The organism is Vibrio sp. SCSIO 43132 (genome assembly GCF_019904195.1).
GTDB classification, from domain to species: domain Bacteria; phylum Pseudomonadota; class Gammaproteobacteria; order Enterobacterales; family Vibrionaceae; genus Vibrio; species Vibrio nigripulchritudo.
The window spans coordinates 1047639-1063355 of sequence record NZ_CP063200.1 but is presented as its reverse complement, the minus strand read 5'-3'; the positions used below and the strand labels follow the sequence as shown (position 1 = coordinate 1063355).

The window sequence follows — 15717 nt, the reverse complement described above, 5'->3', positions numbered from 1 at the left end:
AATTGAATATAAAAAATGCGAGTGCAAAAGCACTCGCATTTTTATTTTGTGGAATCAGTGTCTACTTATTTCACAGCACACACTTTAGTCCAGCTACTGTCACTTCCTGGAACAGATGAAGTGTACCAGTTGGCTTTGTAAACAACATTGTTGTGTACCATTTGGTCACCACCTGTTGCGTGGCTTGGGTTACCCGCCCAGTCAGTTTGAGGCCAGTTAGGGTAAACGTTGATACCAGTAGTATCACAAGTACCATCACCTGGACCACCAGGACCACCGTTACCGCCGCCAGTCAGGTCGCCGATAGGTAGGTTCGGATGCTCAAACTTGAACGCGTAGTCTTTACCGTTAACTTTCACTGAGTAGTTAGCAGGACCAGAGATAGGTAGGTAGTAAACCATATCTAGCTCGTAAGTGCCGCCAGCTGGTAGTGCTTTCCAGTTAGGTAGAGAGAACGATACGCGGTGCATTGGTCCGTCTAGACCACCAATGTTGTTCGCACGAGTGTGACCAGAAGCAATAACTTTCAGACCACCACCAGACTGATCTTTCGCATTGTCTGGAGCAGACACTGGGATATCAAACTGGAACTCAGTACCACCAGGTAGTTCAGTACCTGTGTTGTTAGTGAACGTTACTTTCGGGTTGATTGGGTAGTTTTGGTCACCTACTTTGAAGCCACCAACAGATACTGCAATGTCTACTGCTTCAGCAGGAGTTGGAAGTACCGCTACCTTGTTACCGTAAGGTGTTGCAACCTGGAATTTGTCGTACATGGCTTTAGTCATGGTGTTACCCATGTGGTACTCACCATTACCTGTCGCACACGCCTGCTCAGATGCGTCTACTGTTGTACGGTTGCCGTTTGCATCCAGTACGTAACAGTTGTAGTCACCTGCAAGCTCCCAGAACATGATACCGCCGATCTCTTTATCGATGACGTAGTCCGCTTTCACGTTGATAGAGTCTTTGTCTTCGATAGACAGGAATACGCTCTTGTTCGCGTTCCACAACCAAGGTGCAACCGCAACACTGTCATAATGACGTGTGTAAGTGCCTGTTAGTTTATGGTCTGGGTTGTTTACTGGATCTAGGTTGTATGCTGCAGCATAAGAACCGTAGATGCCTTTCTCAAGGTTTTTCGCGTGCCAGATTGGGTTAGAACCTGCACCCATTTCAACACCATTGGCATCTTTGTCGTGCCACATGTTGTCGATACCGGTTGCACCGTAACCACAGTTGTTCTTCTCACCTTCACCTGTGCCTGGAGCACACTCAGCTTGGTTTGGAAGAGGCGCACGACCCCAAAGACCGTTCTCACCACCGTTAACACCCTGCCAACCGCGTGAGTAGTATGGAACACCGATGTTGATACGACCTGCTGGCATTGAGCCGCGGAAGTAGTGGTATGCCCAGTCAGTGTTCAGGTAACCGATGCCACCGTAAGCCGCTGTACCGTATACATTCCACTGAGCAAGCTCTGAGTCTTTACCTGTGTCATAAAGTGCTGCATTGTGACCTACGTGATCGTTCCAGGCACCGTGCAAATCGTAAGACATGATGTTGACGTAATCGAGGTACTTAGTGACGTCGAACGTTTCCATACCACGCAGTAGGTAGCCTGATGAAGGTGCCGCGATAGTCAGCATGTAATGGTGACCATCTTGAGCAGAAGCTTGGTCAACTTTCTGACGAAGCACTTTCATTAGCTCTTGGTAAGAAGCCCATAGGTAAGCACGACGAGGTTCCATGAACGCTTTGTCGTCTGGGTTACCCGCTCCAGCCATTGATGTTGGGTATTCGTAGTCGATATCCAGACCATCAAACTTGTACTTACGCATCATTTCAACAGCAGACGCAGCAAACTTTTCAATGCCAGCGTGGTTGATAGAACCGTCTGCGTTGGTTGTCATGGTGTAGAAACCACCGTCAGCGACACGCGTACCGTCAGCACCGAAGTGGCCGCCAGTCTCAGCCCAACCACCGATAGAGATCAGTGTTTTAACGCCGTGTTTTTGCTTAGCTGTCGCCAGTGCACCGAAGTGACCCTTAAAGCCTAGAGCTGGATCAACTTCTACACCTGGCCAAGTTTTACCTACTGCTGCGTTGTTAGGATCGTTCACATCACCGATGTTCACTTTTCCATCTGCACCAATACTTACAAACGCGTAGTTAATGTGGGTCAACTGCTCCCATGGAATATCTTTTACAAGGTACTGTGCTTGAGGGTCGTCACCAGCTCGCCAGCTAGTGAAGTAACCGATTAGACGACGTGGGTGATCGGCGCCCATTTTTTCACGACCTTCCTGGTCATAAATAGTACAGTAAGGAACGGTTACACCAGGAGTTTGGTGAAGACCGTCCGGTCGACAAGCTTCGTGGTCAACTGCCGTTGTAGCTGCCACTGGGGCTGAAAATGCGCTTAATGCCAACATGCAAGAAGCAGCCAACGTGCTCAATGAGAAAAGACCCTTTTTCTCATTAATGTGGTGCGAATGTTTCATCTCTTTATCCTTAAAATCTATTAGAAAGATCAAACTGCAAAACGCATCAAAACTTGTAATGCGTTGCAAAATAACCATAGATTGGAGACGCAAATTCGGCACGTATTAAAGATTCAATTTCAAAAATGACTCGCAAACATGTGTTAATTTTATGCAACAAGGGCAGAGATAATTTGTATCAAGAACTAAATTTTATAGCATTGCAAATATACTATTGATTTGCATCAAATTCTGGATTAAATCGGTTTGCAGTCCCTGATACAGATAAATCCACTGAAGATCACACTTTATGCCCGAGTTTAGTTTGCACTCCTCTGACAGTAATCTTACATAAATATTGCAACATTCTATTTTCATTTGATTTTTTTGTTACTGACACATTCTGTCAGAGTGACTTTCTATTCTGTTCCTGAACACACTCACAAAGGAATAAATCAATGGAACAGGTAATCGAAGTGGTTAACTACAAAGTGGCAGACGGAGTAACTGAGGATCAACTTCTGGCGGCATCGGATAAAATTGTTGGCTTTCTTAATCGTATGGAAGGATTTCTATACCGTTCTCTGAGCTTCAACCCGGAAAATGATGTCTGGACAGATACGGTTTACTGGCAGAACCTAGATAATGCAAAGGCTGCGTCTGCAGAGTTTATGTCGGCTCCTGAAACTCAGGAGTATGCCTCTAAGATTCAGATGGAATCTGTTAACATGCAGCACCAATTGATCAAGTCGGATACCGGCTGTTCAAACTAATTCAAGGGAACGGATAAAATGAGCAAATCAGAGAGACTGTTCGAGCTACTGACGTTACTTCGCTCTAAGCGTTACGCCGTCACAGCAAAACATCTTGCCGAGGTGATGGAGGTAAGTGAACGAACCATCTATCGCGACATTCAGTCACTCATTTTGTCTGGCGTTCCCATTGAAGGAGAGGCGGGAGTCGGCTATCTGCTAAAGTCGGGCTCTCACCTCCCTCCACTTATGTTCAATGAACAAGAAATGATGGCACTGGAACTCGGCATGCGAATGGTTAGAGCATGGTCAGATAAGGAGTTGGCCGAAGCAAGTCGTTCCGCCTCGCGAAAGATAATGTCTGTGCTGCCAGACAACCTTAAGCGACAGGTCGAAGAATTTCCATTGCTGGTACCGGACTATCACATTCAATCTGAAACAGCGGCAAGAAGTCAGATGCTTAGAAATGCCACCAAGTTGCAACAAGTGGTAAAAATGAAGTATCAGGCTGAAGACGGCGCAGTTTCCGAAAGAGTGATCCAACCTCTTGGACAGATATTCTGGGGAAAGGTATGGACTCTGATTGCATGGTGTGAGCTCAGAGAGGCTTATCGCAATTTTCGGGTCGACAGGGTTATTCAGCTGGAAGTTTTAGAGACCAGATTTACGACAAGTGAAACCAAATCTCTCAAACACTACATTGCTCAATATGCGCCACCAGATGAGTGACGCATCAGGGGAAGGGAGTTACTTGTATTCGTATAGTTACTCGTCTTCAAGCCAGCTCATTTGAGGCAGTTCATCAAGATGCTCTTTGTATCTTTTCAGATTGAACGCCTCGTCGTTTTTCATTACCCCAAAAACTTCTAACATGAGCGCACAGGCGATCATATCAATGGCGTCTTCACGACTGTGCCCCGTCATCATTAAGCGCATTAAGGTTTCTTTCACTTTAATAGGGTCGCCATCTGCAATCTGGTTTTCCACCACTTCACGAAGATGTTCATCAGTCATTATTGCTTCTTGCTCGTTGCTCATTTGTCATCCAGCCAGTTAAAAACAGGCAGAGTATACCTGTTGAACCCACAATAATCACTGAGTCAATTGAAGAATATCAAGAGCTTCATCGTTATAACGCTTTACAATTTTACTGACGTAAAAACGTGTGTGAGAAAAATGATGAAAAAAGGCAGCGATATTCTGCGTGGCAAACTGAACACAGAATTCAAGACTGTATCCGCAATGATTGAAATCTTATGCAAAGCGCATCACCCTCAACCCTGTTCAGACTGCCATTCACTGGAAAGCTACGCGGAGACTCGGCTAGATCGCTGCCCTTACGGCGAAAACAAACCAACCTGTAACTGCTGCCCTATCCATTGCTACAAACCTGAACCAAAGGAAAAGATGCGAATCATCATGCGCTATTCAGGTCCCAGAATGCTGCTTTATCATCCGATTCTGGCTATCCGACACCTTATCCATGAAAAGCGTGAAGTACCCGATTTACCGAAAACAAATTTGTCTAACCGTCATTTGAGAATGAAATCTAGTTAATAGCCGCCCTATCCCATTTCAATTTATATCTAGGCTACCTAACCCATTAATTTTTATTAATAATTCGTGACACTTTGCATTTTTAGCTCATAACACTCTGATTTCATATGACACAATACTTCCCATCAACAAACTTAATCACTTAATGCCATTTTAAGCATTGAACTCAAATGAGAATAAGATGGGTAAGATAAAGAAAATCAGATTAAACAAAGTAAAGGTCAGACTCGCAGATACTAAAGATCCCATTGCTTCAAAAATTAGTTGGGATCCAGTTGTTCCAGGAGGCACCAGATATAAATCTCAGGCACTTTTCGAAGAACCTGATAAAGTCAGGATCTCTCGCTCACTGACAGCAACGTTGCGCGGTATCGCTTTCATCGTTCCTGGATTATTTGCCCTTATTTGTAGTTTCACTGTAATGGCTAGTAATGATGACTCTACGCTAAGTACATTCCTACTGGTTTGGGGAGGTATGTTTAGTGCATTTGGTCTTCGAACACTAACAAGGAATCGAAAGGTAATTTTCGACAAAAGCTGTGGTTTGTATTACTTCGGGTTCAAACAGGATGTCTATGACAAGATCGACCTGACTGAACAGGGAAACCTTAAAGACATTCACGCCATTCAGCTCGTTAGAGAGTTAATGGGGTGTGAGAGAAAATATGTAAGCCATGAACTCAATCTTATATTTCGAAATGGAGAACGTCTGAATGTGATGGATCATGCAAAAAAAGATGCCATTGAGGACGCTGCGATGCGCTTAGGCGAGTTCTTGGATGTACCAATATGGAAAGCTGAATATTAGTCGCCCGTAATCACATCTTATACCTAGACGATATCACTCATGATTAGAACGGCGTCTTTCGACGCCGAACTAAAAAGGCAGTGTCATTTTCTCCTAAAAGCAAAGTGATCCTGACAAGAAATACCACCATACTGCTGCCACAATTCACCATCTGTCATTCTATCGGCGAGCAACCGAGCTGAACCTGCAGCGAGCGTCCAGCCGTACATTCCATGCCCGGTATTGGCATATAGGTTGTCTAATTTTAGCTTATCGATAAGTGGCATGCTGGAAGGCGTACAAGGTCTGCTGCCCTCCCACATTTCCAAAACATTGGTGTAATCTGCTGCGTCAGGAAACCTTGCACGACAGGTTCGGAGCAATTCGTCGACCCTGTTTTTCGTACCCTGTGGCGTATTCGTGACAAAGTCTGCAAAGCCTGCGACACGCACTTTGTCACCAATTCGTCCAATCACAAACTTATTGGCGATATCTGTAATGCTGACATTTGGTGACGTTTCTACAGCCGGGAACGTTAAGCTATAGCCCTGTACCGGGTAGATGGGCAGGGAAATACCCAAAGGCTTCAGAAGATGACCAGAACCATGCCCCGCGGCCAGTACGACTTTATCTGCAAGCAGTTTTTCAGATTGCGTTTCAACTCCGATGACTAGGTCTGCATCACTGAGAATACTCAGTACTTCGCACCCTAATCTCGCATCAAATGCGTGATTCTTTCTTAATAAAGCGAGCATGGAATGGCAGTATTGCTCAGCATCTCCAATATCATCGATATCAGAAAACAGCCCACCCGCTAAGTTTGTGTCGATATACTTTAAGGCAGGCTCTTTTTCCAGACATTCTTGAGCGGTAAGAACGGATTGCCTGTACCCCCATTGAGCTTTTCGCTCAACGGCATGTTTTGCTTCTTCCAAGGCTTGACTGCTTTGATACGCCACCAGCTTACCCGATTGACGAAAACTGAATTCTATATCTGACTCTTTTCGTAGCGATTCCATCGATTCTCTTGAAAAAAGCGATAAGCGGAATAGCTGTTCGCTGTTCTTTTCTTCGTTAAAAGGTAAACCGTTGTATAGAAAGCGAGCGCCCCATATATTGAGGTCCATGGAGAGTTGCCACTGAAATTTCAAAGCGGCGTCCTGACCTGCAAGCACCGATGGGATTTTCTTAATTAGCCCAGGTGAAGACATCGCATCCACAAAGCTATAGCTGAGCTGCGCGCCATTTGCGTGGCTGGTACCCAATGCGACATCAGGCTCTTTTTCCAGCAATGTGACCTTATAGCCATGCTTAAGCAGTTCGTAAGCTGACGTCAAGCCGACGACCCCACCACCAATTATGATCACGTGTTCTTGCTGTTTCTGAGCCATGTAAATTCATCCTGCGCTTGTCACCTATTCCTACTTTCTTTTTAACAATTAGCGCAATAAATCGACAGCTAATTTTTCAAACAAATGTGAGACAGACATAAAATGGGTAACCTGTTGGCCAACCCACTCTTCAGACATAAAAAAACCTCCGAAGGCTCGGAGGTTTTTATTGAGTATGAGGCTAGCCCAGTTTAAGTATCTGCGCTTTGCCACCCTGAACGCCATTCAACCTGAAAAAGTCCATTGTCTTGTTCATGTTGTTGGCTTGTTGCGCCATCGACTCGCCTGCTGCAGACGCTTCCTCAACCAAGGCTGCGTTTTGCTGAGTCATTTGGTCCATCTGGACAATTGCTGTATTCACCTGACCAATGCCTTCACTTTGCTCTCTGGCAGAGTCTGTGATCTCTTGCATCATTGCGCTTACCTTGGAGACTGAATCGACAATCTCTTTCAGAGTTTCACCAGACTGATTCACCAGTTCGGTTCCCTCTTCAACCTTGGTCTGGCTATCACGAATCAGATCTTTGATTTCACGAGCTGCCTGAGAGGAGCGCTGTGCCAGATTACGAACTTCACCCGCGACGACAGCAAATCCGCGACCTTGCTCGCCTGCTCTTGCCGCTTCAACCGCAGCGTTAAGTGCAAGCAGGTTGGTCTGGAATGCGATTTCGTCGATAACACCAATGATTTCAGAAATCTCTTTACTGGAACTATTGATTTCCTTCATGGCTGAAACGGCCTGGTCGACAACTTTACCACCCTTCTCAGCCTGGATTTCCGCCTCTTTCGACAGCTCATTGGCGTTTTCAGCACGTTCCGAGCTCTGTTTCACCGTACCCATCATTTGTTCCATGCTGGCAGAGGTTTCTTCAAGGCTCGACGCCTGTGCTTCGGTTCTCTGACTTAAGTCGGTATTACCCTGCGCAATCTCATTAGCGCCCTGAGCAACCGCATTGGCAGACGAGCGAATGCTGCTAATGACTTCTGTCAGTTTTTCAGCCGTCGCATTGGTGTCTTCTTTGAGCTTACCGAAACTGCCGTCATAGTCGTTAGTAATTCGTGATGTCAGATCCCCTTTCGCCATGGCCCCAAGGGTATTCATTACATCGTTCATCGCCACTTCTACCGTACTGACCAGATCGTTCAGACCCATACTCAAATTACCAAAGAAGCCTTCTTTACCTTCGATATTGATTTTCTTGCTCAAGTCTCCGTTTGAAGCCGCCATTACAATATCGTCGATCTCTTTCTCGATATTGACCTCAGCAGTACGGTCTACCCATTCAACCACCGTACCTATGCGCTTGCTGTCTACAACAATAGGGTTGGAAGTCAGGGCGAATACACGATTACCAATCTCTTCGATGGTTCTATCGGTTCCGTTCAGCTCAGCGAGCACGCCGCGTTGCTGGATTGGATTTTTAAAGAATTTCGCGACATCACAGTCGGTCAGTTTCTCTGCGCTGAATTCTGGGATCTGCTGACGAATGTCTGATTCAGCACTGCGCATCATCTCTTCCAACGCTTTATTGGCGTAGATAACTTTCAGCTCTGGATCGGCAATCATTACGTTGCCAGAAACGCTGTCTAGCGCGTATTTCACACGAGCGTTTTCCGACGCCACACGTGCTTTTTCCCTTTCTTCTACCAGCCACTCCGTGCGGTCATCCCACTCGAAAACAGTACCGACACGTTCACCCTTCACAGAAACTGGGTTTGCCACAACGGCAAATGTATGACCGCCGACAACAATTTCTTTTTCAAATGTGCCACTGAGCTTATCCAGACTTTTCAGATCACCCGACAGTGCTTTGAAATAAGTATCCACTTTATTGCCTGCGATACTTTTCGCCTGAAAATCACGTACATCCTGACGAATATCACCTTCTGCCAGTTGCATCATTTTGCTGATGGCATCGTTCATGTAGATGACCTTATAGTTGGTATCTACAATCATTACTTTGCCAGACGATCCGTCTAGTGCGTATTTCACTCGAGCATTTTCCGATGCCACGCGTGCTTTTTCCTGCTCCTCAGCCAACCATTCGGTTTTGTCTTCCCACTCAACAACGGTACCCACACGTTGGCTGTCTACAACCACTGGGCTTGCGACCAGTGCAAAGGTTCGACCGCCCAACACAAGTTCATCTTTAAAGGTTTGTGTCAGCCCGTCTAACATCGGCTTCTTAGCACCAAAGTACTGGAAGTAACGATCGATTGGATTATTCATTAATCCTTGATGACTGAAATCAGGGACTTCAGAACGAATGTTTTGCTCTGCCTGTTTCATCATGCCAAGAATCGATTCGTTCATATAAATGACGTTGTAATTTCGATCCGCAATCATCACATTGGAACTGGCATTATCCAGTGCATTTTTAATTCGGGCATTCACACTGGCGATCTTACGTTCTTCCTCTTCTTTATCACGCCCAACTCTGAGGCTGTCGCGCATTTTCAGCATGGAATAGAAAACACCTTCCGGTTCCCGCTCGTCGTATTTTTCATCCAATTCGCCACGAGAAATTGCGTTGGCAATCTGTTCGAGTTCACTTGGGTCTTTACCCAACTGCCTCATCACAACATTGGTAAGCATGTACACAACCCCAATACTCACCACAATGGCGACAACAAACACAGCAAGGATGGTCGACACGGCGCTTTCGTTTTTATCACGCAACTCTGGTCCTAATTGGTCCTGATCCGCTTTTACGGACAACTTCAACTCTTCAACTAAAGCAGCAAACTGTGGACCGATTACGTCCAAGGTATTGGCGACTTTGTCATTTCTGTCGACGATGATATCAACCACACTCTGGAACGCCGTCATGTACTCTTTTTCCATGCTCGACAGTTGGTTTATCAAAGCCAGATCGGAAGCGTTATCAATGAGTGTTTTGACTTCCTGCATCTCTTTGTCAAAGCCGCTGAATTCGGAACGAACCCTATCTGCTGCCGAAGTTTCGTTGCTTTCTAAGTATTTGATGACATACAAACGACCAAGCAACAGGTTCCGCATCGCCAAACCGGTTCGGTAAGCAAGTTCAGAATTGTTATTCTCTGAAGCACTTAGCATTAACGCGGTCAGGCTTTTCTCCATTTGAGGACCACGTACGTTCAAGACGCCATTCACCAGTTCGTCGCGCTCGACGCGATAACGCTTAATGATTTCAAATGTGCCGCCATAACTGTGAATTTCTTCATTCAACAGCTTAACCATCTCTGCCCTTTCGGGTTTGTTGATTTCTTTGTCTGCGACTTTCAGCAGATTTTCTACTTCTTTGAAATAGTCGTCGTACTGATTTATGTCTTTCTGGCTGCCAGTCAGAAGAAAGTCTTTCACGTTCATTCTAACCATCAGCATGTTGGATTGAAGGATACCAGCGAGGTTGCTGTCTCTTGCTAGTTCCCGGTAGTTTTTAAAGCCATCTGACGCTGTTGTTAAAGCCAAGTAAGAGGTAAGCCCAATGACGGCCAAAGTAATCAGTACTGCACCAAATGCAGCGATTAGCTTGGCTTTGAGCGTCTTCAACAACGGCAACGATCTCGTTGATTTTGCCATTATGATTTTCCCTATTTCGTTGTTGGGATAGGAATCCTCGCGGATTAGGGAAAGTATAGAACCTAAATTACGAAGCAAATCACATCGCTATAAATGGCATATGGAAGCTTTGTAAAGGCAGAAGAGATTGAATAAGAAAGAAAAAATACGCTCAGTGCAAGGTCGGAAGGGTTAGTGCAATCGAATAACTTATAAAATCCTCTACAAAATTTTTCTTTTATTATCGGCTCGTAGTGAGAACCAGATCACTTTATATGCAAATGATTCTCACTTTTCTGCTCCAATTCGAGACAACAGGTCGCTAGAAATACCAGTTAGAACTGATTGTTGCTTCGGATTTTACCCCAATAAGACAATCAGACTGGCAGTTCTGACCATTGCCTTAAATGGAAAGAGCAGGAGTATGGGTTACACACTTACTGCTCTGATATCCACTCAGAGTTACTAGAACTCAGGTGATCGCCACTAAGGTTGCAATAGCGGGGCTGGCGGATACTGGTCCGTTTGGATCAGTTGTTTCGCAGTGCCTCTTTGTTTTGCTACTTTATCAATACGTTTCATAAGAGCGGCTCTATCTGGTACACGTTCTATCAGGTCGACCAAAGCAAGGTGATCTCTTTGCTTTATCCATGCCTCACGTTCAGGCTGGAAGTAGTTGGCAAAATCAGGAATGTTGTTTTTCCCCATTTCAGCCATCACTTTGCGAGCTAAGAGCTCCGTTGGTCCAAGGCGATTTTCACTCGCCGAAGATGGATCTTTAGCATCAGTTAATACATGCATAATTTCGTGGATTAACCCAAGCTGCCAATGCTCGTAGCGAGGTGTATCCGGTGCGGGTGCAGCGCCGACTTTAATCAATGGTGTACCGTCAGGCGTTTCCGCGAATTGCATGTGCACATAGATCGGTGAGTTTTGTGGATCATTAACGCCCAAAACATGCTCTGCAGTGACATTTCTTAATGAACCGAAGGTATCTTCAGCAGCATCAGTCAACTCGTATTCGCTTTCATACAAAATGCTTTCTAGCGGATCGTAATTTCGCTGTTTACTGAACGATATTGCGTGCTGAAAAGTTTCAGACAAATGCAACGCTTCATGGACAGTTCGCTCAATCGAATCTGCGGTGTATCTGTCTATGAGTCTTCGATAGCTATCACGAATACCTAAAGACACATTGTCCTCAATCTGTACTCGAGAAGGGTAATCAAGCGCATCCTGCGAACCCATTGCAGTCACATGTTCAACATAAGAATCAAGGAACTTATTCATCCCTCCTTTTAACCCATGCCTGGTAATGCCATAGAATTCACCTTCGATATCCAGAGGGAAAAACTCATAACCTGGGTTATTATTCATCTCTAGTTTAGGTCTTCCTGCGACACTGATTTCCCGAGCCGGAAAAATATACACTTCCCCTTGATGCCTAACACGCACAAATTTGTGTCGTACCCCGTCGAAACGAGCATACTCACCGTTAGGTTCGATATTGGCTTCCGGTGTCGTCAGTTTGCGTAGGTGAGTATTAAATGTGTCAGTGTCAACTTGTGGTTGTCCTGTATTTATTTCTCGTACAGGCTTATATAGAGTTTGCATCTCTATCGCTTCAGCAGCTTGAACATCATAAAATGTTTCTGGGGTCCTGACCCCGGTATACACTTCATTTGCTTGTTCATGCATCTTTCCGCGAAGGTGCGCCACCTGATAAAATGTGCCCATAACAACTGCATCAAAAATCAAATCTTTGTTGTTTGTTACGGCGCCTCTAATTCCCTGAACAGTCGCGAAGATTGGTGCTCCTGTTCCTAAGTCGAGTGCTCCCAATCCAGCAGAAATCATCATTTCTCTGCCCTGATCATGCTCACCAATGGAATATCTAAATAACCCTTCACCAGCAAGCTCCACCTCGGCGACTGGGAACCCGGTGACGATATCAGCAACCTGAAGAGCACCATGCAAAATCTCAAAAATGCCTTGATTTGTGTGTCCATCAGCCAAGTCCCAAACGCCATCAACAATCCCACCGAGAATTGGGATATGTGCCAAGGCACGTTTCCAAAGGCTACTAGTAAACTCGTACTGGTTAACAACAGTATCGTCATTTAGCTGTCGGTAGACATCAAAATACATCTGGTAAAGCCTTGCCAGATATCGCGGTTCAATTCTCTTACCGCGATAGCTTTCAGGAATAGTTATACCATCCGCTGACTCAGCGGGGTGACCACCGAATTCAAAAAGCCTATGCCAACTGATGTGGTGGATATTGTCTTTTGCAGGTCCGTATAGAGTCCAACTAATTAGATTGGCATCCGGATGCTTGTCATAAAGAGACTGATGACCACGCTGCAGCCCTAACAGGTTTTCTAAGTCCCAGACATCAATCTTATCCTCTTGAAGTAACTGATTGACTTCATCAACAAACTGCTGCTTCAGCGTGTCAAAAGCAATGTTAGAAAACTCTGGAGAAGCCAGGAATTCATTGAATTTTTTATCGAATTCAGTCTGTAATTCTGGATATTGACCGCTGCTAGTGAAGGTATATAAGTTCTCACGAATATGAAGCGGAATTGAAGGAATCGTTACCAGACCAAACCCTAATGGAGAGTTGCCGTTTTTCCAGTCCAGGTAAGGTAAGATGTCTTTTTTGTAAAGCTGAACCAAAGTAGCATGCCCTTGGGAGATAGGTCCTTTATCGTCTGGTGCCGCAGAGCCTGTCGGGCTTCCCGGAGAACTGCTTTGTTCATCAAAAAAAAACTCGTATTGCGTTTCTAATACATCCTGGATTTGCTGTTCAGAAGGGATTTCCACGCCATAGAATCGTTTGGCAACAATTTCCGCTGCGACGTGATCAATAGAAACGTGCCTAGGTATACTGAGGTATTTGGTGTGTAAGCTCTGCATTGCAGATAATTTATCTTTCGCATGAGCGATACAATGATTATGAGGAAAATTATTTACTGAGGAACTCTGAGAAATATGAGTTTTACAATACTGTTCCGCATAAGAAACGGGATCAACTTGGGCTTGAGAATAAAAAGCACTTGTGGAAGCCAGAAGGAATATCCCAGAAGAAAGGAACATAGGCTTAACAATGTTATTGAATTTAAATTGTGACGAAAAGCTATCAAACACAATAGACTCCTTTATTGTTATTTCATAGTCACCAAAGGAATGTAATCCATATGAGGGCACAAAACCAACCAAACATAGCAACGCTAATTTGTTGAAACTTAAAAGCCAACCCATGCAGAAAACATCAGTTTATTTATGTAAATCATTAATAACTTACAAATAACATTGATTGTTAATTAGATACCTTTATAAAATAAAAGCCTACAACCATGTGTTATTTGCCGTAATTAAGTATTGGTAGGAAACCGTTATAATTTATTTTTTAATTTGAAATCCTCTTATTTAAACCTAATTGATAATTATATTTACACGATTTTATAAAATCAAAGTCAATTAGATGTAAAAGCCAGATGTTTTTTTTGATTGCAGCTCACACAATTTCCATTTCGTACAATTTAAAAGGTGTATTAGTTAAATCTTTCCTTTGGAATCATATGGTATTTAACACATATTAATCCGAAATGGCATATAAATAGATTTAATATAAAGAGGCTTTAGATAAACGAAGAAACAAAATGGGCAGCTAAATTATGCTGCCCATGTATCCTGTCGGTTGACCTTAGATAAAAGTATTCGACCTACTGGTGGTATACCCAAGGGACCTCAAGATGCAGGATTCAGAGCCTCATATTCTGTTTCAGTTCAAGGAAAAGAACGCAGCGGAATGACTGGTCCTTTCCAAGTTCTTTGACAATGAAATGGGACAGAATATGGGCTCCCAAGGGCGAGTTTAACTGGCTTTCATACTGCGTTACCGATTCTTGATTTAGAGCCACTAGATCTTCAAATCGCTGTCTTGTCTGAAAGCCAGTTAATTCTCGCTGAACCGAGCATCTTGAGGTTACTTGGGTATATAATAATTAATATGCCGTTATTGACGAACCACCAGCTTTCGGTGGACCAGCTCTAATCCGGGTTTGTATCTTTTAGCGGACGCATTGATGCCCATTTCCATTGCGTGGTCGGCAATCAACTCAAATTGTTGGGGTAAGGAATTTACTTTGATAGGCAGAAAATCCAAAAGACGGTTATCGCCAAATGTCGCCAGCTTAATCTTATTCAGTAGTTCAGGCGTTTCCAGCAACCCATCCAGAATGCCTTCTAATAGCGTATAAGAAGTCACAACGATCGCATCCGGGACCGTGTTTTCTCTCACCCACTTTTCAAACAGCCTTCTGCCGTTTTCTCTGTCGAAATGATTTCCGTATGCCTTGTGAGTCTGACAATCGAGGTCTTTCAACGCTTCCAGAAAACCAAACTCACGTTCTTTAGACACGTTCAGTTCTGGCATTGCCCCTAACAGCCCGATAGATTTTACCGGTTCAGACATAATAGATTGGGTAAGAGACTTAGCCCCCTCAAAATCCTCGCTGATGACACAGGCAAAATGTTCGTCATCTAACGCACGGTCTATCGCAATAACTGGCGTACCACTTTGTTGAATCGCATGGTAATAGTCCGAGCCATCCGCCATTGCGCTGGCAACAAACAAAGCATCAATACGACGGCTAATGAGTGCCTGAACGACATTTTTTTCTATCTCGGAATCGTCGTCTGAACAACCAATCAATATCTGAAAGCCAGCCTGTCGCGAGTGCGCTTCAAGCAACTTGGCAAGCCTCGCATAACTGGTGTTTTCCAGATCAGGAATCACCAGACCGAAAGATCGGCTACTGCCAGCCCTGAGTGCTGACGCCGCATGATCGGGGCGAAACTTATGCTCCTCGACGACAGCCATCACTTTCTTCTGTGTCTTTTCGCTGATTCGGTATTTCTGCGCTTTACCGTTAATCACATAGCTGGCTGTGGTTTTAGATACGCCAGCCAGTTTCGCGATTTCATCCAGTGTCATATCAAAACCTAGCTTGTGTGCGATGGATCATACTTCCGGATCCTAATGATATTTGGGAATTGAATTATAAGCTGAATCGTTTCAGTATAAAAGCTGAAAGGATTCAGCAAATCCATCAATGTGACTGAAACACCAAAATGACGTCCATTTCATTTGCTGAATTTTTTTGGAAATACTGCTGAAACGATTCAGCTTAAATTATTA

At 44.4% G+C, this 15717-nt stretch carries 10 protein-coding genes; 4 read left to right on the top strand and 6 right to left on the bottom strand.

What is annotated here, in order from left to right:
• Window positions 1-65: 65 nt before the first annotated feature.
• The gene (locus INR79_RS22920) at window positions 66-2504 is read right to left on the bottom strand and encodes a chitinase C-terminal domain-containing protein (RefSeq protein WP_223100187.1); all 2439 of its coding nucleotides are present in this window, start codon (window positions 2502-2504) and stop codon (window positions 66-68) included.
• Window positions 2505-2941: 437 nt separating this feature from the next.
• Here INR79_RS22920 and INR79_RS22915 point away from each other — a divergent pair, with 437 nt between their 5' ends.
• Together INR79_RS22915 and INR79_RS22910 are read left to right on the top strand one after the other, a co-directional pair.
• The gene (locus INR79_RS22915) at window positions 2942-3256 is read left to right on the top strand and encodes a hypothetical protein (RefSeq protein WP_004400619.1); all 315 of its coding nucleotides are present in this window, start codon (window positions 2942-2944) and stop codon (window positions 3254-3256) included.
• An 18-nt stretch (window positions 3257-3274) separates the two neighbouring features.
• Window positions 3275-3964 (top strand): helix-turn-helix transcriptional regulator, encoded by a 690-nt coding sequence (locus tag INR79_RS22910; RefSeq protein WP_004400616.1) that lies wholly within the window; start codon window positions 3275-3277, stop codon window positions 3962-3964.
• 36 nt (window positions 3965-4000) lie between these two features.
• Here the strand turns inward: INR79_RS22910 and INR79_RS22905 are convergent, their stop codons facing one another.
• Window positions 4001-4273, bottom strand: a complete 273-nt coding sequence (locus tag INR79_RS22905; RefSeq protein WP_004400614.1) for a hypothetical protein — start codon at window positions 4271-4273, stop codon at window positions 4001-4003.
• 141 nt (window positions 4274-4414) lie between these two features.
• Here INR79_RS22905 and INR79_RS22900 point away from each other — a divergent pair, with 141 nt between their 5' ends.
• Window positions 4415-4792 (top strand): nitrous oxide-stimulated promoter family protein, encoded by a 378-nt coding sequence (locus tag INR79_RS22900; protein ID WP_223100293.1) that lies wholly within the window; start codon window positions 4415-4417, stop codon window positions 4790-4792.
• A gap of 181 nt (window positions 4793-4973) precedes the next feature.
• Window positions 4974-5600 carry a hypothetical protein gene (locus INR79_RS22895; protein ID WP_200768610.1) on the top strand — a complete coding sequence of 209 codons (627 nt, stop codon included), beginning with the start codon at window positions 4974-4976 and terminating at the stop codon, window positions 5598-5600.
• Window positions 5601-5683: 83 nt separating this feature from the next.
• Here the strand turns inward: INR79_RS22895 and INR79_RS22890 are convergent, their stop codons facing one another.
• From INR79_RS22890 to cra, 4 genes are all read right to left on the bottom strand, one after another.
• Complete coding sequence (locus INR79_RS22890; protein ID WP_223100185.1) at window positions 5684-6970, bottom strand: FAD-dependent oxidoreductase; 1287 nt, start codon at window positions 6968-6970, stop codon at window positions 5684-5686.
• Between the two features lie 181 nt (window positions 6971-7151).
• Window positions 7152-10532, bottom strand: a complete 3381-nt coding sequence (locus INR79_RS22885) for a methyl-accepting chemotaxis protein (protein ID WP_223100183.1) — start codon at window positions 10530-10532, stop codon at window positions 7152-7154.
• Window positions 10533-10997: 465 nt separating this feature from the next.
• Window positions 10998-13430 carry a M85 family metallopeptidase gene (locus INR79_RS22880; protein ID WP_223100181.1) on the bottom strand — a complete coding sequence of 811 codons (2433 nt, stop codon included), beginning with the start codon at window positions 13428-13430 and terminating at the stop codon, window positions 10998-11000.
• A 1102-nt stretch (window positions 13431-14532) separates the two neighbouring features.
• Window positions 14533-15513, bottom strand: coding sequence for a catabolite repressor/activator (cra, locus tag INR79_RS22875; RefSeq protein WP_223100179.1), 981 nt, complete (start codon window positions 15511-15513; stop codon window positions 14533-14535).
• Window positions 15514-15717: the final 204 nt, after the last annotated feature.